At 58.6% G+C, this 22448-nt stretch carries 19 protein-coding genes and 1 tRNA gene; 4 read left to right on the top strand and 16 right to left on the bottom strand.

Annotated features, from left to right (window positions below; genetic code table 11):
- Position 1: 1 nt before the first annotated feature.
- The 3 genes from AC2TDJ_RS08220 (at position 2) to lptF (ending at position 3931) form a co-directional block, all read left to right on the top strand.
- Entirely contained in the window at positions 2–1312 is a 1311-nt protein-coding gene (locus tag AC2TDJ_RS08220; RefSeq protein ID WP_480841060.1) for a radical SAM protein, read from the top strand.
- 3 nt (positions 1313–1315) lie between these two features.
- A complete protein-coding gene (gene qhpG, locus AC2TDJ_RS08215) occupies positions 1316–2722 on the top strand; it encodes a flavin-dependent monooxygenase QhpG (RefSeq protein WP_480841058.1) in 1407 nt (468 codons plus the stop codon).
- 69 nt (positions 2723–2791) lie between these two features.
- Positions 2792–3931: an LPS export ABC transporter permease LptF gene (lptF, locus tag AC2TDJ_RS08210; RefSeq protein ID WP_480841056.1), complete on the top strand. Its 1140-nt coding sequence runs from the start codon at positions 2792–2794 to the stop codon at positions 3929–3931.
- Here the strand turns inward: lptF and AC2TDJ_RS08205 are convergent.
- On the bottom strand, positions 3928–4758 hold the full coding sequence (locus tag AC2TDJ_RS08205; protein ID WP_480841054.1) for a LysR family transcriptional regulator: 831 nt from the start codon (positions 4756–4758) through the stop codon (positions 3928–3930). The two genes, lptF and AC2TDJ_RS08205, sit on opposite strands and share 4 nt — an antisense overlap.
- 100 nt (positions 4759–4858) lie before the next feature.
- Here AC2TDJ_RS08205 and AC2TDJ_RS08200 point away from each other — a divergent pair, with 100 nt between their 5' ends.
- Complete coding sequence (locus AC2TDJ_RS08200; RefSeq protein ID WP_480841052.1) at positions 4859–5461, top strand: HD domain-containing protein; 603 nt, start codon at positions 4859–4861, stop codon at positions 5459–5461.
- 48 nt (positions 5462–5509) lie between these two features.
- Here AC2TDJ_RS08200 and speB read toward each other — a convergent pair whose 3' ends face one another.
- The 15 genes from speB to paaZ all read right to left on the bottom strand — a co-directional run bounded on the left by speB (position 5510) and on the right by paaZ (position 22424).
- Positions 5510–6352 carry an agmatinase gene (speB, locus tag AC2TDJ_RS08195; protein WP_480841050.1) on the bottom strand — a complete coding sequence of 281 codons (843 nt, stop codon included), beginning with the start codon at positions 6350–6352 and terminating at the stop codon, positions 5510–5512.
- Positions 6349–7518: a carboxynorspermidine decarboxylase gene (gene nspC / locus AC2TDJ_RS08190; RefSeq protein WP_480841048.1), complete on the bottom strand. Its 1170-nt coding sequence runs from the start codon at positions 7516–7518 to the stop codon at positions 6349–6351. Before nspC ends, speB begins: the two co-directional genes overlap by 4 nt.
- Positions 7519–7602: 84 nt before the next feature.
- On the bottom strand, positions 7603–8814 hold the full coding sequence (locus AC2TDJ_RS08185) for a saccharopine dehydrogenase family protein (RefSeq protein ID WP_480841046.1): 1212 nt from the start codon (positions 8812–8814) through the stop codon (positions 7603–7605).
- Between the two features lie 24 nt (positions 8815–8838).
- Positions 8839–10728: a biosynthetic arginine decarboxylase gene (gene speA / locus AC2TDJ_RS08180; protein ID WP_480841044.1), complete on the bottom strand. Its 1890-nt coding sequence runs from the start codon at positions 10726–10728 to the stop codon at positions 8839–8841.
- 111 nt (positions 10729–10839) lie between these two features.
- Entirely contained in the window at positions 10840–11916 is a 1077-nt protein-coding gene (locus AC2TDJ_RS08175) for a DUF1513 domain-containing protein (protein WP_480841042.1), read from the bottom strand.
- A gap of 3 nt (positions 11917–11919) precedes the next feature.
- Complete coding sequence (locus AC2TDJ_RS08170) at positions 11920–12930, bottom strand: imelysin family protein (protein ID WP_480841040.1); 1011 nt, start codon at positions 12928–12930, stop codon at positions 11920–11922.
- 3 nt (positions 12931–12933) lie between these two features.
- Positions 12934–14424, bottom strand: a complete 1491-nt coding sequence (locus tag AC2TDJ_RS08165; RefSeq protein ID WP_480841443.1) for a di-heme oxidoreductase family protein — start codon at positions 14422–14424, stop codon at positions 12934–12936.
- A 13-nt stretch (positions 14425–14437) separates the two neighbouring features.
- Positions 14438–14923 carry a bacterioferritin gene (gene bfr / locus AC2TDJ_RS08160; protein ID WP_480841038.1) on the bottom strand — a complete coding sequence of 162 codons (486 nt, stop codon included), beginning with the start codon at positions 14921–14923 and terminating at the stop codon, positions 14438–14440.
- Positions 14871–15164 carry a (2Fe-2S)-binding protein gene (locus AC2TDJ_RS08155; protein ID WP_480841036.1) on the bottom strand — a complete coding sequence of 98 codons (294 nt, stop codon included), beginning with the start codon at positions 15162–15164 and terminating at the stop codon, positions 14871–14873. The genes bfr and AC2TDJ_RS08155 overlap by 53 nt, the downstream gene beginning before the upstream one ends.
- A 133-nt stretch (positions 15165–15297) precedes the next feature.
- The gene (locus tag AC2TDJ_RS08150) at positions 15298–16566 is read right to left on the bottom strand and encodes an imelysin family protein (protein WP_480841034.1); all 1269 of its coding nucleotides are present in this window, start codon (positions 16564–16566) and stop codon (positions 15298–15300) included.
- A gap of 280 nt (positions 16567–16846) precedes the next feature.
- Positions 16847–16923, bottom strand: a tRNA-Met gene (locus AC2TDJ_RS08145).
- Positions 16924–17003: 80 nt separating this feature from the next.
- Positions 17004–17981, bottom strand: a complete 978-nt coding sequence (locus AC2TDJ_RS08140; protein ID WP_480841032.1) for an alpha/beta fold hydrolase — start codon at positions 17979–17981, stop codon at positions 17004–17006.
- A 1-nt stretch (position 17982) separates the two neighbouring features.
- Positions 17983–19455: a flavin-containing monooxygenase gene (locus AC2TDJ_RS08135; protein ID WP_480841030.1), complete on the bottom strand. Its 1473-nt coding sequence runs from the start codon at positions 19453–19455 to the stop codon at positions 17983–17985.
- 81 nt (positions 19456–19536) lie between these two features.
- Positions 19537–20340 (bottom strand): PaaX family transcriptional regulator C-terminal domain-containing protein, encoded by an 804-nt coding sequence (locus tag AC2TDJ_RS08130; RefSeq protein WP_480841028.1) that lies wholly within the window; start codon positions 20338–20340, stop codon positions 19537–19539.
- A 59-nt stretch (positions 20341–20399) separates the two neighbouring features.
- Positions 20400–22424 (bottom strand): phenylacetic acid degradation bifunctional protein PaaZ, encoded by a 2025-nt coding sequence (gene paaZ, locus AC2TDJ_RS08125; protein ID WP_480841026.1) that lies wholly within the window; start codon positions 22422–22424, stop codon positions 20400–20402.
- Between the last annotated feature and the right edge of the window lie 24 nt (positions 22425–22448).

The raw sequence follows: 22448 nt of genomic DNA, 5'->3' as shown, positions 1-22448 counted from the left end.
TGTGATTCCGCCCGCATCGCAGGTGCACTTTTTTGAAACCGATCACGGGCACCACATGCTGGCGGTGGATGGGTCGCGGGTTTTTGACGTGCCTTCTGATGCAGCTGAGCGGTTTGCCGCCTCCGATCCCGACGCTCAGCGCGCTTACCTCTTGTCGATGGGTTTGGAGGGAGCGCCGTATATCGGTGACCGCCCGCCGGAAGACATGCCCGTACGGTCCCTGTCCTTGGCTGTCGCGCAGAAATGCAATCTGGCCTGCACCTATTGCTACGCCTCGGGTGGAGAATTCGGAGGCCCTGCGCGGAACATGGAATGGGAAGTTGCCAAAGCCTCGGTCGACCGTCTGGTGGCCGAAGCCGAACCTGGCGTGCGGATCAATCTGGCCTATCTTGGCGGCGAACCCCTGATCAATCGTGACTTAATCCATCGGACCACCGAGTATGCAGCAGATCGCGCGCGGGCGCATGGTTTGCGGGTTGGGTTCTCGGTCACCACAAATGGCACGTTGCTGCGCCCAGAGGATGCCGAATTCTTTGAAATGTATGGATTTGCAGTCACGATCAGTCTGGATGGAGTGGGCGCATCGCATGATCGTTTGCGCCCCAATCGTGGCGGGCGCGGCAGCTATGACACAATATTGAAGCGCGTTGAGCCGCTGCTGGAAAGGCAGCATAGAATGCAGGTCGGCGCGCGTGTGACCGTGACGCCTCAGAACATGGAATTGCCGGAAACACTGGAACAGTTTGTGGGCATGGGATTTCACTCGGTGGGGTTCTCACCGATGCTGGCCTCGCCAAATGGCCGTCACGAGCTGAGCCGCTCGGATCTGGACGACATGCTGGGGCAGATGATCCTCTGTGGGCAAGCGTTTGAGGCGGCGGTGATCCGGGGGCGGCGCTATCCGTTTTCGAACATGTCGGCCGCCATGCAGGAAATTCACCGCGGCACCCATCGCCCGTATGCCTGTGGCGCAGGAGCGGGGTATTTCGGTGTGTCGGCCGAAGGCGGTCTGTTCGCCTGTCACCGCTTTGTCGAGGACAAGGCAGGCGCTATGGGCGATGTTTTCAACGGACCGGATTTGCGCCGCGATCGTTGGCTGGTGGAGCGGCACGTTCATGGGCAGTCGCCCTGCAACACATGTTGGGCGCGCTACCTCTGCGGTGGTGGGTGCCATCACGAGGTGATTCATCGCGGTCGCCCGGCCTGCGACTACATTCGCGGCTGGTTGCACTATTGCCTGCAAGCGTATGTCCGCCTGTCCGAGGCCCGACCGGATTACTTTGGCGGGACGGCACAATCCGTGTCTGCCTGATCGATGCCTGAGATTATAGACACTGAAGTCTGCGTGATCGGTGGGGGACCCGCCGGATCGACTGTTGGGCTGCGATTGGCACAGCTCGGTCGGAAGGTTTGCCTGCTTGAGCGCGCGGCGTTTCCCCGCGCCCATGTCGGAGAGTCGCTGCCTCCTTCGATCAGGCCAATTCTACACCTTCTGGGCCTGTCAGAGCAGATCGCATCAGGCGGCTTTCTGAATTCCACCGGCTCGATTCTTCATTGGGGCGGCACATTCGAGCGTCGTGGACCTGGTGAAGGAGAGACTGGGCTGTTGGTCGATCGTGGCAAGTTTGACGCTTTGCTGTTGGAATGTGCAGGTAAAGCTGGGGTACAGGTTTTGGATTCCGCCCGGGCTTATCGCCCTCGGCGCTTCAAAACCGGGTGGGAAATTCCCGTGAAAAATCGGGGCGGAGTACAGTACATCCGCGCCCGGATATTGGTGGATGCTGCCGGTCGGCAGGCGGGCTTGGGGCGCAGGTTTCGTCCAGCTTCGCAACCGCTGCTTGCACTCTACGCTTACTGGAACGCGCCCCGAGGATTCGGCGCGCAAACACGTGTCGAGGCAGGATACGCGCATTGGTACTGGGGGGCGATGCTGCCAGATCATTCCGTCAACGCGATGGTGTTTGTCGATCCGGCCTCGTGCACCGGATTGTCGCCGGCAGATCGCCGCGATCTCTATCTGAACTTGTTGGCGCAATCGACGCTTTTGTCGCCCTGCCTGGAACAGCAACGGATTGGCCCCGTCCGACGCATCGACGCCACCAGCCTGATCGAAACCACATCTCCTGAATCGCACTTATTGCGGGTCGGAGAAGCCAGTTTCACAGTTGACCCTTTGTCGTCACAAGGGGTGCAGCTGGCAATGGGTCAGGCGGTGCAGGCCGCCGCGGTTGTTAATACGGTTCTGACTCGCCCCGAAAATACAGATCTGGCGTTGTCGTTCTACCGCGACCGGCAGACCGAGAGGGTTCAGACACACGCTGCTCTGGCCGCTGAATTCTATGCCCGGCAGCATAAGGTTTCGTCAGCGGAGTTCTGGTCGGCGCGCTCTCACCCGATGAGTTCGGTTTCTCGAACCCCGGTCGAGCCGGAAATGACCGACATACCCAAAGGAATGCCGCTGCAACTGGCCCCAGAAACCAGAGTATCGGTGTCTGGCCTTCAGACTGAAACCCATATCGAGCCCGCGACCGTCCTGTATCATCCAGCCTTGCCGCGTCCGGTTGCCAATCTTGAAGGGACCCCGATCATTCCGTTGCTAAACCAGCTGGATCGCCCGGAATCTGCGGCGGGTATTCTCAGCCGATGGTCGGACATTCTGGGCGTGGATCGCGCGACGCGGATACTACGGTGGCTCTGGCAAAACAGGATTCTGGTCGGGTAATCCCGGTTTCCTCTGCCCTGCGTTTGCCCTAATGTCCCCGCACGTCGCCAACAGCCAAGAAGAGGTCACATGTCGCGTTTTGATGGGTATTTCCTGCGGCAATTGCTGGTTCTGTTCGGCTTTTTTACTCTGGTTCTGGTCGGAGTTTTCTGGATCACGCGGTCAGTCAGCCTGTTTGATCGTGTGATCAGTGGCGGTCAGTCCGCGATGGTGTTTCTGGAATTCACGGCTCTGACACTTCCAACGCTGATCCGAACCGTGATGCCGATGGCGATATTCGCCGCGGCGGTTTACGCCACCAACCGATTGAGCCGTGAAAGCGAAATGACCGTAATGCTGGCCACCGGGTCCAGCCCATGGCGGCTTGCGCGAGCCGTTTTTTTCTTTGGTCTGATCGCCGGTCTGATGATGGCGGTGATCAGTGTCTTCCTGCGCCCGGCGTCGGTCGAGCAACTGGAACTGCGGCAAGCCGAGGTTGCCGGAGACGTCACTGCACAGCTACTGAACGAAGGTGAATTTCTGCACCCGGCAGAAGGTGTTACGGTCTACATTGGGCAGATTGATCTGGACGGCACATTGCACGAGGTTTTTGTGTCCGACCGGCGGGACGAAGAAAACCCGGTCAGCTATTCCAGTACGACAGCTTATCTCGTCAACGAGGAAACGGGCATTCACCTCGTGATGGTGGATGGTGTTGCGCTCAGGCTGAATGCCGACGGAAAGACATTGTCATCGACCCTGTTTGAAGACGCGTCCTATGATATCACGGAGTTGACCAGTGGTGGCGAAATGGGTCACCGCAGTATCGGTGCGATTTCAACCATTGATCTGATCAATAACCGCGATGCGGTCGCGCAGTCCGACGGGCACAGTCAGGGGCGCCTGATCGAAGAACTGCATCAGCGCTTTTCCTGGATTGCGATTTGTATCGCTGTGGCTTTGGTCGGGTACGCGACCCTGACGCTTGGCAGTTTCTCTCGCTTCGGCCTCTGGCCGCAAATTCTCTGCGCGTTCTTGATTCTGGTTTTGCTGGAAGGTGTAAGGGGGCTGATTTCGCCCATTGTGATCGAAGATCCGAACCTGTGGATACTGCTGTATCTGCCGGCGATCATTGGCATCCTGATTTCTTGCCTTTTCCTGATGATATCGGGGCGACCCTTATTTCGTGCTCGACCCAAGGGCGCGAACGGAACGTTGTCCCAGGCCTAAGACACCTCTCGCAGATCGATCAGGCAGCCAAGTATGTCGTCAAATGCGGTTCCGTCTCGCCTGGCAACCAGATATAGAGGCAGCATCAAATCCAATGATCCGGCAACCGGGACCAGCTCACCTGTACGCAGGTGTTCTTTGATGACGTATTGCGGGAAGTACCCGGCGCCTTCCCGCCGCAGGACATAGCGCAAAGCCATCATGCAATTTCCAAGAAAAACCGTTTGGCCGGATGCCTGTCGCGCTGCCGATCGCACATGATCCTGATAGATCTCACCCAGTTCCAGGTTTACGAAAACCCGGTCCTCGTCGGATCCCTTGGTTTCTACCAGCAATAGGCGTTCAGCGTTCAGTTCCCGATACAGCACACGCGGGTCCGAGGGTTTTTCGTGGGTCAGTGCTGCATCCAGAACGTGGGTCGCGACGGCCTCGACCATATTCAGGTCATGATCGTAGTTGAGCGTCATCAACAGTTGGCCGAGGCGCTGTTCATACAGCACGGCCAGATCAACCAGAAGCGGGTCCCAGACACTCAGTTGCGCCCCAAGTCGAAGGACAACTCGGTTCTGGGTTTGCAGGGGTAAATCGCGGGAAGCAAAGGACCAGAGCGACAGCATCTGTTCGGCATAAGGCCGGAATTGTCGTCCAAAGTCTGTCAGGCTCGTGCCGCCCGCGCCACGACTGAACAAGGGTTTTCCGGTTTCCTCTTCAATCAGTCGGATGCGGGCACTGACGGCGGTTTGTGTTACGTTTAGCTTGCGGGCTGCGGCGTGGAACCCGCCCAAATCGGCTACGCACAGAAATGTTTCAAGGGCTTTGATCTGCATATCGAAAGTATTTTTTTATCAGTTTGATAAAATCAATTCATTTTTTTACTCACGCTGGATTTGGTAGACTGGGCGTAGCTCATCAGCCAAAGGACGCGCCATGCTGGACAAAAGCCACAAACCCACCTGGACCAGTTTCGAAAACGCCACCAAGGAAGATTTTCTGGCGGTGATGGATTACGAGGACGCCTATAACGCGGCCCTGGCGGATCGTATTCTGGACGCGATCCGATCATTGGATGAAGAGTGGACGCCTTACCCGGTAAATCGCTACCAGCACAGCCTGCAAGCTGCGACCCGTGCTTACAACGACGGCGCAGACGAGGAGATTGTCATTGCAGCGCTGGTGCATGATACAGGCGATATCCTGTCTCCGTACAACCATGGTGAGCTGTCGGCGGCCATGATGAAGCCTTATGTCAGCGAACGTACTTATTGGATACTCAAACACCACTGTGTGTTTCAGGGCTATTACTACAACCACTTTCTTGGGGGTGACCGGAATGCGCGCGACAAGTACCGCGACAGCCCTTACTGGGAAGATTGCCGGTACTTCTGCCACGAATACGATCAATGCGCTTTTGATCCGAACTATCCGACCAAACCGCTGGAGTTTTTCGAACCCATGCTGCGCCGCATACTCGACAAGAGCGAAGGTCACATGGAGCTGAACGAGACCGCAGACGACGGCAAATCGGATTGAAAAGCGTGCAGGGCGGGCCGGGCTGGCCCGTCCTGACCGATTGCAGTCTCAGCAGCTTGCCATCAAACGATAGACAATCTGTGCCGCGGTGAAGTCCCAGGCAGCATTGCCGTCCGGGGCCAGTTCCACCACGTCGAATCCCACGCATGTTCGGCCTTTCAAGGCGTGCTCCACTAGCCTCAGGGCTTGATAATAGCCCAGCCCACCGGGGACTGGTGTACCGGTTGCGGGCATCAAAGACGGGTCCAGCCCGTCGACGTCGAAGCTGACATAGACCAGATCGGGAAAGTCGCTGGGCAGGTCGACGGCGTGGATATTGCCGGTGACCAGATCCTCGGCATCCACATGAAAGACGTGGTTTCTCAGGCGGCTTTTGGCCTCTTCCGTCGAAAAGGCGCGAACGCCGAACTGAGCCAGCCGGATGCCTTCTTCGGCCAACAGATGCATGACCGAGGCGTGGCTGTGTTTCTCGCCCTGATAGGCATTGCGCAGGTCGGCATGAGCATCGATCTGGACGATGCCGACAGGCTGGTTCAGGGCGCGCGCCACGCCCGTCACCGCGCCGTAGGTGAGGGAATGCTCTCCGCCCAAGGTCACCGGCACTTTGCCCGCTCGGACGGCAGCTTCGGTGCGTTGGGCGAGGCGTTCCATGATGTCAGGCAGGGCGGCGTCGCAATCCAGTGGGTCTTCGGTGAAAATGCCCTCGACGCAGGGTTCGGCGTGGCCGGTGATACGTTCCAGTTCGTTGCTGGCCTCGATGATCGCTGCGGGGCCATTCGCGGTGCCCGATCCGTAGGAGACAGTGCGTTCCAGCGGCACCGGGATCACGCGAAAGCGGGCGTCTTCGGTGCGCTCGGATTCTGTCAGTTCACTGTCGAGGAAAATGGTCATGAGAGTCTGTCCTTGAAGTCGTCATAGCCGAACTGCTTGATGATCTTCAGCTCGTCCGTTTCGCTGTTCCATAGCGCGATTGTGGGCAGGGGAACACCGTTGAACGTGTTGGTCTTGACCATTGAGTAATGCGCCTGATCGAGGAAGGCGAAGCGCTGACCGATCTCCAGCGGTTTCTTCCACGTATAGTCACCGATCACATCGCCGGCCAGGCAGGACGGGCCGCCCAGACGGTAGGTGTGGCCAGCCCTGATCTCGTCCATCAGAGCGGGGCGATAGGGCGCTTCGATCACATCAGGCATGTGGCAGGTGGCCGAGATATCGGTGATCGCAAGGTTCATGCCATTGGTGGGCAGGTCGAGGATTTCGCCGACCAGAATGCCTGCGTCCAGCGCGACGGCCTCGCCGGGTTCGAGATAGACATCAATGTGGTACTCGTCTCGGATGGATTTGATGAAGGAAACCAGCCCATCGCTGTCGTAGTCGTCACGGGTAATATGATGGCCGCCACCAAAATTCAGCCATTTCAGGTGGCCCATGAATGGCTTGAGTTTCGGCTCCACCGAGGCCCATGTGCGATGCAAGGGCTCGAACCCCTGCTCGCAGAGCGTGTGCATGTGCAGACCGACGACTCCGTCCAGCGTTTCGGCAGTTAACTGACTGACTGGTGTGCCCAGACGAGAACAGGGCGCACAGGGATCGTATTTGGCGACCTCGCCTTCGGAATGTTCCGGGTTGATCCGCAGGCCGACCTGTACGCCTGCGCCCTGTGCCTTGGCGAGAAATCGGTCTTTCTGGGCCGGTGAGTTGAAGATGATGTGGTCGGACAGCGCAAGTATCTCGTCGATATCGGCATCCTTGTATCCGGCGCAGAAGGTGGCGACCTCGCCGCCGTATTCCTCTCGGCCCAGACGGGCCTCATAGATGCCGGACGCACAGGTGCCGCCGAGGTGTTGTCGGACCAGCGGTGCCAGCGAGAACATGGAGAATGCCTTGAGGGCGCTCAGCACATGTGCGCCGGATCGGCTACCCACGTCGGCAAGGATGCGCAGGTTTCTTTCGACAGCTATTTCGTCGACCACGAAACACGGCGATGGTACACGGCCGAGGTCGAATTTGCGAAAGGCTCCGGCATCTCCGGCCTGGGTTGTCATCATGTCAGACATGTCCGGCGTCTCCTTGGGTGGAGAGGCCGGGGGCGCTGCCCCCGGACCCCCGGAGTATTTTCGAAAAGATGAAGCGCAATCGGATCAGAAGTCGACCGGGCTGTCGAGTTCGTGGACCTGCCACGGCAGGCCATGTTCGTTCAGCATGTCCATGAAGTCATCGGGGTCGAGCTGTTCCATGTTCCACACGCCGGGCTCACGCCAGTTGCCCTTCAGCACCTGCGCCGCGCCAATCATGGCTGGGACGCCGGTGGTATAGCTGACGGCCTGAGAACCAACCTCGCGGTAGCACTCTTCGTGGTCGCAGATGTTGTAGATGTAATAGGTCTTCTCGCCCGAACCGTCTTTGGCCTGACCAGTTGCGATGTCGCCGATGCAGGCCTTGCCTTTGGTTTCGGCACCCAGATCGCCGGGATCGGGCAGCAGGGTTTTCAGGAACTGGATCGGGATGATTTCCTTGCCGTCATGCATCACCGGGTCGATGCGGGTCATGCCGACGTTTTCCAGTACCTTGGCGTGGGTGATGTAGGCGTCGCCGAAGGTCATCCAGAAGCGGGCGCGTTCGATCTCGGGGAAGTGGGTCGAGAGCGATTCCAGTTCCTCGTGATACATCAGGTACATGTTCTTGGGGCCGATGGCGGGGAAGTCGAACTCGACCTTGTGGGTCATGGCGGGGGAGTGTTTCCACTCACCGTTTTCCCAGTGGCGTACTTCGGCCAGCACTTCGCGCAGGTTGATCTCGGGGTTGAAGTTGGTGGCAAACTCTTGGTCGTTACTGCCACCATTGGCGTCCAGTACGTCGATCTGGCGGATCGTGTCCAGCTTGTGTTTCTTCAGCCATTTCGCGAAGACGGATGTCACACCCGGATCGAAGCCCGAGCCGAGGATGGCGGTTAGGCCAGCGTCTTTGAACCGTTCCTGATAGGCCCATTGCCAGTGGTATTCGAACTTGGCCTCATCCTCGGGTTCATAATTCGCGGTGTCGAGATAGTGGATGCCCGCCTCGAGGCACGCGTCCATCAGCACCAAGTCCTGATAGGGCAGAGCAAGGTTCACAAGAATCTCCGCTCCGGTTTCCTTGATCAGCTTGACCGTGTCTTCGACCTTGTAGGCGTCCAGCTCAGCGGTTGCGATATCGACACCAACACGCTCTTTGACCGCTTTGGCAATGGCGTCGCATTTCGATTTCGTGCGGCTGGCCAGCGTGATCTCGGTGAAGATATCCGAATTCATCGCCATCTTGTGCACGGCGGCGTGGGATACGCCACCCGCGCCGACAACCAGTGTTTTGCCCATGGGGTATTCTCCTCTCACAGGGGGTTATTCGTAATAGGTGTAGCCGTTGATCGAGTCGCGATAGGCGCTCATCAGGGTTTTGCGGTCCTTGGCTTTCAGAGTACCGGTCGAGATCGCTTCGTCCACCATTTTGCGGAAGGCGGCGACGCAGTCCTGCGGGTCGAACTCGACATAGGAGAGGACCTCGGAAATCGTGTCGCCTTCCTGTTCATGCAGCAAGTCAAAGCCGCCATCGGCGCGCAGGTCGATGGTGACGACGTTGGTGTCACCAAAAAGGTTGTGCAGATCGCCCAGCGTTTCCTGATAGGCACCGACGAAGAAAACGCCCATGAAGTATTCTTGGTCCTCGGGCAGGGAATGCACCGGCAAGCTGGGTGAGACGCCGTCGGCCAGGATGAACCGATCGATCTTGCCGTCGCTGTCGCAGGTGATGTCGGACAACACCGCGCGGCGATCCGGGTTCTGGTTCAAGCCCTGTAGTGGAACGATCGGGTGTAGCTGGTCGATGGCCCAGACATCCGGCAGCGACTGGAACAACGAGAAATTGCAGTGGTAAATATCGGCCACCTTCTCAAGCTGATCGTCCACATCTGTTTCCAGATCATCGCTGGCAGCCAGCGCCTTGAGGCGCGCCATCAGCGACAAATAGATGCGTTCGCCCCGGGCCATTTGGCGTAGGTCGACGTAGCCCCGGCGGAACAGGGCGCGCAGTTCGTTGCGATAGAAGGTGGCGTCGTTCCAGCATTCCTGGAGTCGATCACGGGAAAGATACGTGTGCACCAATGCGAGGTCCGAAACCATGTGGTGATCGTCCGGTTCGACCTCGGGGCCGTTGGGCGCGTCATACAGCGTGCTTTCCAACACGTTGAACACCAGCATCGAAGAGGTCGCCACAACCGCACGGCCGCTTTCGGTAACCAGAGTGGGGTGGGCTATTTCTGCTTCATCCATCGCATAGGCCACCGTTTCGACGACGTTGGCACAGTATTCTTCGACCGTGTAATTGATCGAGTTTTCGGCGGCCTTCTTTTCGCCGGTATAGTCCACGCCCATACCGCCGCCGAGGTCAAGGTGAGTTAGCGGCACGCCTTCACGCGTCAGTTCGGTGTAATAGCGACAAGCCTCGCCGACCGCACGGCGCACGTCGTTGACGTCCTGCACCTGGCTGCCCAGGTGCGAGTGCTGCAGTTTCAGGCAATGCAGCAGGCCAGCCGCGCTCAGCTTGTCCACCGTAGCGACAAGTTGATCGGTGTTCATGCCGAATGCCGAGCGGTCGCCCGAGCTTTCTTCCCACTTGCCGCTGATCTGATTGGTCAATTTCACCCGCACGCCGATCAGGGGTTCAATGCCAAGTTCGTTATAGACCTCGATCACCGTGTCCGCCTCTTTCGGGCTTTCCAGCACGATGACTGTGTTGAAGCCGATCTTGCGGCTGAGGATCGCGAGCTGGATGAACTCGGCATCCTTGACGCCGTTGCAGACGATCAGCGCCTCGGGGGCCAGGCGGTGGGCAAGCGCCACCACCAGTTCGGGTTTGGACCCAGCTTCGAGCCCATAGTTATACTTCTGACCGAACTCGACGATCCGGTCGACCACTTGCGCCTGTTGGTTCACCTTGATCGGGAACACGCCGCGGTAGTGGCCATTGTATCCGGTGCGCGTTATTGCTTCGGCGAAGCTCTCGTTGATATGCGCGATTTCGTTTTCCAGATAGGAGCTGACGCGCAGGATCATCGGGGCTTTGATGCCACGTTCGTCCAGATCGCTGAGAATGCCCGGCAGACTAATCGCAGCCGCCTCTGGCGCCATCGGGTTGCGCAGACCGATCTCGCCCTGCTCCGTCACCTCGATGAGGCCTTTGCCCCATTTCTCAACCCCGTAGATGGAATGCGGTGCGTCAGGCGTCTGTTTCAATCAAGTCAGTCCTTGCCGTTCGGATGTCCGAGTTCGCGCCCGCCAATACGGCAGGAGTTTGATTCTTCCAAGTGTAATCTATGCAACTGGCTTTGCCGAACTTTACCTGAATCAGCCTATCGGGATCAGGTGGTTATCCCAGTGGCAATCCAGATGGGCCAATGCCGTCGGGCGGTTGCGACCCAAAACCCCGAATTGGCCGGTGCCGGTGGTAAAAACAAACCCATCCGGACCGGTGCCGAGACCGCAGACATCCTCCAGTTGGAACGCACCGGTAAACGCGCCGCCTGATACGTCAAACCGGTGCAATGCGTTGCCGCGCGGGCAAGTGATGGCAATGGTATTTCCGTCTGCGGAGAAGGCGATGCTGCCTGCGTAACCTCGCAATGTGGTTTGTTCGCTTTCCGGTGCCGTCAAAAGGCGTGGCGTCGCACCCCGGCGATGCAGGCCCAACAAGGGCGGATGCTCGGTCTGGTTGTCCTGCCACTGCATCGCAAAACCCACCAAGCCATCGCGGTGCACGGCAAGATGTCGGATCGAGTTCTTGCGCAAGGAGGCGGGCAACTTCACCTGCTCTCGTACGACCCCTGACAGGCTGGCAAAAGTCACGTTCGGTTGCATTGTGGGCAGATTCAACTTGCTCCGGCCCGTGTCGGGGTGGGTTTCGATGCCGCCATTCGCGATGACCAGAGTGTCCTGGTCCGGCATAAGTCGAATGTCGTGGGGCCCGATACCGCCGGATGAGAATTCACCCAACCGCTTGTAGCTGTCGGTTTCCCAAACGCCGATCACACCAGCCCCAGCATCAAAGTCGTTTTCGGTCGTAAAGAACCGGGTGCCGTCGGATGAGAATACGCCGTGGCCGTAGAAATGGCGCCCAGCCGGGGCATGGATTTGTTCGAGTATTCGTCCTGCGGCACAATCGATCACCTGCCCAAAGGTTCCCGGACGGCGGGCGAAGGCTATGGCCAACGCACGGTGCGGATGAGCCGCCGCGGCGTGGCCACGGGCGGGAAGGGGCACCGAAAACAGTATCGTTCCGCCGGAATCCAGCCCGGCCAGCCGGTAGGAACCATCAGGAAAGAGCGCTGCGGCCAGAAATGCGGGTGCGCCAACAGCTGACCATCCCCGGATAGGTGCGAATGATGCGGCGGCCAGGCCGGCCAGGAAATGTCGACGCGTGGTCATGGCTCAGTCTCCGTCAAGCGAATTGAAACCGGCACTGATACCCAGCGTCGGACCGAGGTCATTGGCTACTATCGTGCGGATATCGTTGATCGACTGCTGTAGTGCCTCGACCCGCAATCGTCCATGCGGAGTGTCTACACCCGCAAATGATGGGTCACCCAAGGAACGGGCGCGATCAAGTGCCTTATCAAAACCGGCGTCAAGGTCGCCCGCGATGTTCGGATGATCGATGGACAACCGCGCAGCCAGATCGCGTAATGCAACCAGAGAAAGTTCCACGTGGCGTGTGGATCGTTTGGAGCGCCGCGCCTCGGCTCTCTTGGGGCGTGGTCGGTCAAACGTTCCAAGAGGGCGGCCTAGTCGAGTTTCGGCAGTGAATTGCAGCCCGCTGCTCAGGGCTTTGAACAGCTCTTGCAAAGCTTCTTTTTCAGTCCGATAGGGGCCGTTCGACCCGGGTTGCGTGAGCTTGAACGCATAGGTTTGCCAATCGTCGTTCATGGCGGTGGCATTGCGAACAATGTCGCCCGCGATGGCCCGGATCAAAGCGCAACGATAAGTGTCACGCCCCCTGGCCACAAATTCCGGGTCGTAAAGCATGAGCTCCAATGCGAAAAAGCCGCGGCTGGCAATGGATGTGGCGGCAAACGCCTGGGGCTCACTTGCGGTCGCATCTTCATCCGTGATCAGTTGCGACAGGGATTTAGGGGTAAATCCTTTGGTGTCGGGCCAAAATGCCAGAGCAAAGGCGCGTTCATCTTTTTCAGTCGGGCCAAAGCGCAGGTGGCTGGCGGAAATCCAGCTGTCAAATGCTGCACCGAAGTCTGCACGCAACTCCGGAGAGTTCGGCGCACAATCGTTCGCGGCGGCAGATTGAAGCTGTCGCGCGTCGTCGGCCAATTGCGCAAACTTCGGCAGGACATGATTTTCCGTCACGTCGTTCAGGATCGGGGCATGATCCTGAGCCATGGCAGACAAGGGCAACAGCAGCGCGGCTAGAATGCTGATTATGCGCATAGGTCAGAGGCTTTCGAGAAATCGGATCAGAGCGTCGCGGTCGGCCTTGGGCATCGAAACGACAGTGTCGCGGGCGACCTGAGCTTCACCCCCGTGCCACAGGATCGCTTCGAGTAGTGACCGGGCGCGGCCATCATGCAGGAACTGAGTATGTCCGGACACACGCTCGGTCAGGCCGATACCCCAAAGCGGAGGCGTGCGCCATTCCCGCCCTGTTGCGCGGGCCTCGGGGCGGTTGTCGGCCAAACCTTCGCCCATGTCGTGCAGCAACAGGTCGGTATAAGGCCAAATCAGCTGAAAACTGTGTTCCGGGCGATCCGGCATTCTGTGCGTGACGAACGCGGGCGTGTGGCAAGCGGCGCACCCTGTTTCGTGAAACACTTTCTTGCCATGCAGGACCTGTGGATTGTCCACAACCCGACGCGCCGGAACCCCCAGATTGCGGCTGTAGAACGCAACCAGATCCATGCCGGTTTTGTCAATTTCGAACACGCGATCGTCCTGATCCCCATGCGGGGCGTTGACACAGTCGGTCTGCGCTTCGGTGCAATCACCGAAAGGCACCGGATAAAGCGGGCTGGAAATGCCGATGTCGCCGGCAAAGGCGGCGGCGGATTGCTCCATCACCGTGGGCATCCCGGCCTTGTGTCCGAACCGACCCATCATGGGTTGGTCGAATTCAACGGACCATACGATGTTAGGTCGGCCCGAGATGCCGTCACCATCCGAGTCATCAGGATCGGCATTGGCCAGCAGATCGTCGACCGGGATTGCCTCCAGTAACCCCAAACCGATCATCTGCGGCGCCACGCGTGGGCTGAGCATCGCATCCGGATGAAGTGGCCCATAGCCCAGATCGGCCGGTGTGTAAGTCGGGTTGCGCAGGAAAACCATTTCACCGCCGGGCAATTCCATCGGAATCTCTTCGTAAGTGATACCCAACCGGTATTCGGCGGGGTGACCTGCCAGAGCGAAGTCCTGCATTTGCCCGCCGTAATTGGGCTCGGGCCGGGTGGCGATGTAGTCTTCGATTTCCGCGGGCGCATCCTCGGGCACGCCGGGGACTGAGACCCGGAGGAACATGGAGATCGCGTTGTTATCCGGCCCATTTGGTGTATGCCCGCGTCCGTCCTTGATATGGCACCGCTGGCAGGAGCGCGCATTGTAAAGCGGGCCGAGCCCGTCTGAGGCCTTCGTCGATGACGGGGATGACACCCAGATTTTTTGGAACAGCCCGTTGCCGACCTTGAAGTCCAGCTCCTGCTCAAATGTGATATTGGCGGAGGGTTGCGAAAACGCATCCGTATCCGTGCGCACACGAACCGTTGCGGCGCCTGCCGACAACTCTTCGAACCGTTGGTGGACAGAAAAATCGTCGGGTGCGGAAGTTACGTCCGAAATTCGGGCTTTTTCTTCTTCGGTACGGGGAAGGGTGTTCAGGTGAAGGTCCTGCAGCTCGGCTGACAGGGCGGGGGTGGCCGCATTCACGGCCACCACTAACAGAAGGCTATTCGCCTTCGTCCATTTTCGAGGCGTTGAGTTGCGCATAATTGGCTTCGCCAATCCTTTCGTAAAGATCGAGCTGCGTTTCGAGAAAATCGATGTGACCTTCTTCATCGCGGATCAAATCCTCGAACAAAGACATCGAGGCATAATCACCGGCCTCGCGGCAGTACTCTCGCGCTTCGACGTAAAGAGCACGCGCGTCGTTTTCGGCTGCCAGATCACATTCCAGAGTTTCTTTCGGTGTCTGACCGATCCGCAACGGGTCCAGCTTTTGCAGATTCGGGTGGCCTTCCAGGAAAATGATCCGTTCGATCAGCTTGTCTGCGTGGCCCATTTCCTCGATGGATTCCTCGCGGCTTTTCTTGGCCATGTGGCCCAGACCCCAGTCTTCCTGCAACCGATAATGGAGCCAGTACTGGCTGACGGCCGTCAGCTCATGCCGCAGTGATTTGTTGAGATATTCTATGACCTTGGGATCGCCCTTCATTGACACTCTCCTGTGTTACTGCGGTGCGCAGGGCGCGCAGTTGCATTGGCACTTGCAGGTTATCATCTGACTTCATGGTGTCTAGGAAAAGGGGCATGCATCCGCCACAATCCGCTGATTTTCCAAGGGCATGGTAGATTTTGCCAGGGGTAATGATCGCCTGCGGATCGGATGTCCGCATCCAGTCGATGGCGGCACGGATATCGTGGTCCGAGATATTGGTGCAATGGCAAACGATCATGGCGATTCGACCAGTTTTACATATCCTACTTATTTACTAGGTTATTGGGCTGAGGTCCAGTCTGGCAATCCAAACTTTTGTGATTTGAGTATCGGAGGCGCATGTTCGCGCCTCCGAAGCAGCGGTGCATTGTTTAGTGGAACACCGCGTCGGGGTTATCCAGACTGTCGGAGCCTTCAAACTCGATCTGATCCAGTTTCAGCGTGCTGACGATGCGCTCGATGGTCTTGGTTTGATCGACCAGACCGTCAACACCTGCCATGATCAGCGCTTCACCGCCGGCATTGCCGCGTTCGAGCATCTGATCGTAGGCAAAGCCGGCCTCGGCGGTCGATTTGATGCGGCCAAGCGCTCGCATTGTAGCCGACAGCTTTGTCTTCATCTCGGCATCCAGTACCGGATCAGTTGTGGCAACCAGATCTGACAGAGAAGCACCAGAGACCGGAGAGCCATCTACGCGCGTATAGTTTCCAAGATAGACATTCTGAATACCCAGCCCGTCATAGTAATGGCTGTTGTGCGTATTGTCGGCAAAGCAATCATGCTCTTCTTCGGGGTCGTTCAGCATCAGGCCCAGACGCATCCGCTCTCCCGCCTGTTCGCCGTAGGACAGCGAGCCCATGCCGGTCAGGATCGCGGCAACACCCGCATCTTCGTTGGCAGCCAGTGCTGCGCGCGCTTCGCCGCCTTGCTGCCACTGGGCGGCCATCCACTCCAGGTCGCTGATCAGCAGATCGGTGGCAGCGCTCAGGTACTGAGCGCGGCGTTCGCAATTGCCGCCCGTGCATTTCTCGCCCTTGGCGTAATCAGTCCAGCGGCGGTCGCCGGCGCCTTCGCTGTGGCCATTCAGGTCCTGACCCCAAAGAAGAAATTCGATGGCATGATAACCGGTGGCGACATTCGCTTCGATCCCATCGGCCTCGTGCAGAGTTTCGGACAGAAGTTCCGGCGTGATTTCGTTGGCGTCAATGGTCTCTCCCGACAGCTCGAAGCTGGGGTTCGCGATAACGTTCAGAACGGCGAATTCGTTCTCGTCACTCGGACCACCGTAAGACGCATCCACGTAATCGATCAGGCCTTCATCCAGCGGCCAGGCGTTTACCTTGCCTTCCCAATCGTCGACGATAGCGTTGCCAAAGCGATAAACTTCCGTTTGCTGATAGGGTACGCGGGCCGCAATCCACGCTGCGCGTGCCTGGTTCAGAGTTGCGTCCGATGGATCTGCGATCAGAGCTTCGACGGCTGATTGCAGCTTTTGGGCGGTTATCAGGCTGTCCTCGTATTTTGCTTCGGCAATGTCGGCATATGTGTTCAATACATCAGCTTTGGACGGCGCTTCGGCTACAGCCGCCGTCGCAATGCAAAGCGTCATGGCGCTGGTTGCCGCGAAAAACTTGGTCATAAGGTTCGATCTTTCCTGTCAAATCGGGATTCGATTCCCACGAGGTTTCGGGGAGTGAGCGCGATAATATCTGAGAGAAACACTCAGCTATGTCAACCTGAGTTTTTTTGTCGGATTAGGTTTTGTGCAAGTTACTCCAGCGTGTGTGGGAGACCCGGCTGATCAATAAAACGTGCAGTGCCTCGACGCCGCCAAATGAGTGGCGTCAACGCCTGCGCACGGGCATTTCAATCGAAGGCCCCGCCACCTTAGGCGTAACTGTAAACTTTTTGGGGAATTTTGGTAGCGGAGGAGGGACTTGAACCCCCGACACGCGGATTATGATTCCGCTGCTCTAACCAACTGAGCTACTCCGCCACGAGTGAAAGGCGATGTAAGGGAGGGGCGCAGGAGGGTCAAGAGGGAAAAGTGCAAGTCTTGGGGGATTCTTGAACCAGCTAAGTGCAGGCCTGATCAGACCGTGTCTGATCCGACAAAGTGCTTTGCGCGACCTTGCGGACAAAGGCTGCACACGCTTCGGGGGCAGTAATCGGAATCATGTGCCCACGGCCCTCCAGCGTTTCACAGGTTAAGCCAAATTGCGCCATTTTGGCCCCGTGTTGATCCGGCGACAGAACCGGATCCTCAGCTCCAAACAGGATGCCGCCGGGGACCTGAAGGTTCTGGTAACCATGACTTATCGCCTCGATGCTAGCCTCGGCCCCAATGACATCCTGAGACGCGGTAATAAAGGCAGAGGGCCGCAATCCCAGAGCACCACCGGCCCGGTCGAGAAAATCCGCTGGCGCAGGTTCAGGGGCGAACACGTCTTTCAGCACCAGCGGAGCGGTTTTTCGCGCCAAGGGCACCGCGATCGTGTATCCGATCAGGTTGCGCAACCATCCGGTGCGAATCTCCAGGGGTTTGAAGACGGGCGGCGTTGACGGCATTTTCTGCGTCAGCGGCGCCAGCAAGGCCAGGGCTTTGGTATTTTTGGGATAGTTCTGCGCCATGGCCAGCGCTACTGCTCCGCCCAGCGAGTGACCCACCAGCACGGCGCTTTCAATGCCCTTGTTCTGCAAGAACTCGTGGATCATGCGGGCTTGTTCCGGCAACGTCGCCAGAGCCGCAGAGGCTCGCGTTGAGTAACCACAGCCGGGGCGGTCGACAGCAATGACGTGGTAGTCATCCGCCAGATCATCCATCAGAGCATAGGTAAAGTGCTGCAATTGGCCGGATAGCCCGTGGATCATTACAATAGCCGGATTCGTCGGATCGCCCCTTTCGACATAGTGTATGCGTCCACCCTGTACCGGTATGATTTGTCCCAGCTGCGGCACGATCTGCATGCCTTGATGGGTCAGGCGGCGTGTCCAGAGGTTCATGCCCAGTAAGAAAATGCCAAACAGGGCGAGGATCGTCAGAAGTACCGTCATGTCAGGCGTCTCCATTCGTAGGCCGGGTGATTGGATGGTATTGTTCCAGCCCGGATCGCGCCATGCGCTTTTTGAACTCTGAAACTGTTCCGGGCCACAGGGTCGTGTTGCGTCCGTTTGCATCCTGATACCAGGACGTGCACCCGCCGGCCTGCCAGATGCTGTCTTTGTGGCGGTCTTGCATTTCCTGCGTGAATGCCACCTGTTTTGCGGGATCAGGCGCGATACCGGACCACTGCCGCGCCTCCATTTCAGTCAGCACACGACCGATATGTGCAACCTGTGCTTCGATCATCAGCACCACCGAGTTATGACCCAGACCGGTATGAGGGCCGAGCAGAATAAAGAAATTCGGGAAACCCGCGATGGCAGTTCCCAGATTTGCTTGCATCCCGTCTGCCCAAGCCTGGCGGATCGTCAGGCCGTTGGCTCCGGTAATGTCCAGTCTTTCCACCGCGTCGGTGACGTGAAATCCGGTGCCCCAGATCAACACGTCAGCCTGAAACCGAGAGCCATCGGTTGCTGTAATGAGGTCCTTGTCGATTGACGCAACACCATGCGGGATCACCGTGACATTGTCCCGCGCCAGAGCCGGATACCAGTCGTTTGAACTGAGGATACGCTTACATCCGATCCGGTAGTCCGGAGTCAGCTTCTTACGTTCCAGTGGGTCTGTGATGGCGCTATCCAGCGCCTTCCGCCACATCTTCATGGCAAACTCGACCGCGCCCTTTTCTCCTCGGAACACACGATGCCGAAATTCGAACAATGTATAAATCAGTCGGCGCCGAACACGTGGCAGGACTGGCAGCCGTCGGTAAAGTCGACGTATCCACGGCGCGATCGGTCCATCCGGTCGCGGCAACACATAGGGTGCGCTGCGTTGAAAAATCGTGACCTGACGGGCGGATTTGACGATTTCGGGTACGAATTGCACCGCCGAAGCGCCGGTGCCGATCACGGCGATCTTCTTGCCTTTCAGGGGGACTTCATGCTCCCATTCAGCGGAATGAAAGCTGGGGCCGGGGAAACTGTCTGCGCCCAGGATGTTCGGAAAACGCGGTATGTGCAACGCGCCAATTGCAGACACCAAGAACCGAGCGGACCAGCGGTGTCCGTTGCGGGCTTCAACTAGCCAGCGCGCGCCGTTCCAGCGGGCGGATTTCAGTTCCTGATGAAAGTGGCAAAGCTCATAGAGGCCCTCGGCACGTGCCACACGCTGCAGATAGGAGAGAATCTCTGCCCCTCCGGCATAGGCCCGACTCCAGTCCGGGTTCAGGTGCGTGGCCATTGAATAAAGGTGAGAGGGCACGTCACAGGCCACGCCGGGATAGGTGTTTTCGCGCCAGGTTCCCCCGACATCACCAGCTTTTTCAAGAATGGTGATATCGGTGATCCCGCGCTTGCGGGCCTCGATGGCCATGATCAACCCCGAAAAACCGGCGCCGATGATCAGCATATCCGTTTCAGTCACGTTCGGCTCCCTCCGGCATTGCTGGATTGCCCGCACTCAGGATAGGCCGTTCGACGCTTCCGTGAATAGCCTGCCGTCGGGTTACGCCGTGCTGTTCAGGAAATTCAGCGCTGGGCGGGGCAAGGTGTCCAGCAGATCGAACACGGCATCCCTGCATTCCGGCCCGGTCCAGTCCGGCGGGAAAAACACTGCGGGCAGGTCCGGTTGACGCAGTACAACCCGACGCCAACGATGCACCAACAAGGTACGCAATGTGGCGCTTTGCGCCGGAGTGGCTGCCCAATCCGCCGGGCGGGTATGCGTTGCCCGTTGCACGTCTTCCAGAAGAGACCGGCACGCAAGGCGCAGATCGGCCGGACACAGGCGATCCTGAACCCATTGCGGTGCAGTGTGGGCCGAAACCTCAAACGCCAGCAGGCCTTCGGTCTGTTCGGGCACAGGACCCGGGCCCAGGGCCACATTGCGGGCGATGGGCGTGCAGTCGTAGCTGAGAAGCATTTCATCCAGCACCTGCGAACCGCCTCCGTCCTCGGCGATCAACAAGTGCCATTTGCGGTTTGGCTCAGAACTGCGGGCATAGATGCGGGGCGTTACCGCAGCGGATTGTGTGCGGCCATAATCGGTGAGGAAATGCATCGACACCCGCCCGATGCGATCGCTTTCGATCCAGCCGTCCTTTCGCAGCCGATGCAGCGCGACACGGATGGCCTCGGGCTTGATGCCGATAGGTTCTATAACCCGCGTAAGCGCTCCGCCGGAGATCTGTGCGCCGGGCTCCTGAGCGAGATCGCCGAAGAGAGACACGATGATCGACCACACCCGCTGATCCCGCGGGTCCGCCAATTCGGCAACGGCCGTTTCGAACCACGTGTCCTGGCTGATCATACGCGCCAGTTTAACCCTTTCGGGGAAATAAGAAAATCACATTTCCCGTGTGCCGGATGTCAGCACGCGCACATGGTCAGCAATTCGTATTCTGCCACCAATTCATCATCCTGATTGGTGAGCGTGACGTGCCAGCGCACTTCGCCATATTCGTCGTTGCGCGGGGTCTTCTGCTTGACTGTCAGACGCACCTTGATGCTGTCGCCCGGGACGACCGGCTTCATGAAGCGCAACCCGTCCAGTCCGGTATTGGCCAGAACCGGGCCTTCGTTCGGTTCGACGAACATCCCTGCGGCAAAGCTCAGCAGCAGATAGCCATGCGCCACGCGCCCGGGGAAGAACGGGTTACGTGCCGCCGCGTCTTCATCCATATGGGCATAGAATGTGTCGCCGGTAAAATTGGCAAAGTGCTCAATGTCTTCCAGCGTAATGGTGCGCGGTGCGGTGTTCAGGGTTTCCCCGATGCTCAGTTCGCCAAACTTGCGGGTGAAGGGATGCGCCGGGCCACTGATTTCGGGCGCGCCGGGAACCCATTTGTGTCCAATTGCGGACAGCATACGGGGCGAGCCCTGAATCGCCGTGCGCTGCATATAGTGCATAACGCCACGTACTCCGCCCATTTCTTCGCCACCGCCCGCACGGCCCGGTCCGCCATGGACCATGTGCGGCAAAGGCGAGCCATGGCCGGTGGATTCCGCCATCGAGTCGCGGTCATTGATGTATATACGACCGTTATAGGCGGCGGCCCCCAGAACCACTTCGCGTGCAACGTCCGGGTCGTGGGTGATCAGCGATGTGACCAGCGATCCCTGGCCCCGGTTGACCAGCGCCACCGCATGATCCAGATCCCGATACCCCATGATGGTCGAAACCGGGCCAAAAGCCTCGGTATCATGGACGCGCTGGGCGTTGTCGGGATTGGCACAGTGGAACAGCATTGGCGGAACAAAGGCGCCGGTGTCGGGCCCTTCTATTTTGAATGCCTCGGGGTCACCAAAGACCCGTTCGGCTTCACTTCCGATCACGTCGGCCTTGGCGAGCACATCTGCTTTCTGCCCGTTCGATACCAGCGCCCCCATGCGTGTCGTGTCAAGCCGCGGGTCGCCGATCGTGACCTGAGCCAGCCGAGCGGACAGCGCGTCGATCACGGCCTGTATCTGCGCGTTGGGCACGATTATCCGACGGATAGCCGTGCATTTTTGTCCCGCTTTCGTGGTCATCTCGCGGGTGACTTCCTTGACAAACAGGTCGAATTCGGGCGTGCCCGCGACCACGTCCGGCCCCAGGATCGAGGCATTCAGGCTGTCCTGCTCGGCTACAAACCGAACCGAGTTGCGCACGATTGCCGGTGTTTGCCGCAGTTTCAGCGCCGTGTCCGCCGAACCGGTGAAGCTGACCACATCCTGACAGCCCAGACGATCCAACATATCGCCCAGACCGCCCGAAACCAGTTGCAGCGCACCTTCCGGCAGAATACCGCTGTCCAGCATGATCCGCACGGCCAGCTCGGTGACATAGCAGCTGTTTGTTGCCGGTTTCACGATGGCAGGCACCCCGGCCAGCAGGGTGGGGGCCAGTTTCTCCAGCATGCCCCAGACCGGGAAGTTGAATGCGTTGATATGTACCGCGACGCCTTTCAACGGGGTGCAGATGTGTTGCCCCAGAAACGTTCCGTTGCGCGACAGCTGTTCGATGTTGCCATCCAGATAGACGTGCGCGTCAGGCATTTCTCGCCGACCTTTCGAGGCAAAAACGAACATGGTGCCGATTCCGCCATCGATATCGATCAGGTGGTCTTTTTGCGTGGCCCCGGTCTCGAAGCTGAGATCATACAGCGCCTGTTTGTGCTCGGACAGGGCCTGTGCCAGCGCCTTCAGCATGCGGGCGCGTTGATGGAAGGTCATGGCACGCAGGGCGGGTCCACCGGTATTGCGGGCATAGTCCAGCATTGCCTGCACGTCGAGATCGGCATTGCCCGCCGTGGCAAAGGGTGCGCCGGTGATGGCCGAGGCGATGGTCCGGGCGCCGGATCCGGGCGCAATCCACGCTCCGGCGGCAAAGCTGGAAATCTGATGCAGGGACATGTGCGTCCTCCTGTTGAATTTCAG

The organism is Ruegeria sp. HKCCD6647-2 (assembly GCF_057221075.1).
The sequence above is the reverse complement of the archived record's forward strand: the minus strand, read 5'-3'. Positions and strand labels throughout refer to the sequence as shown.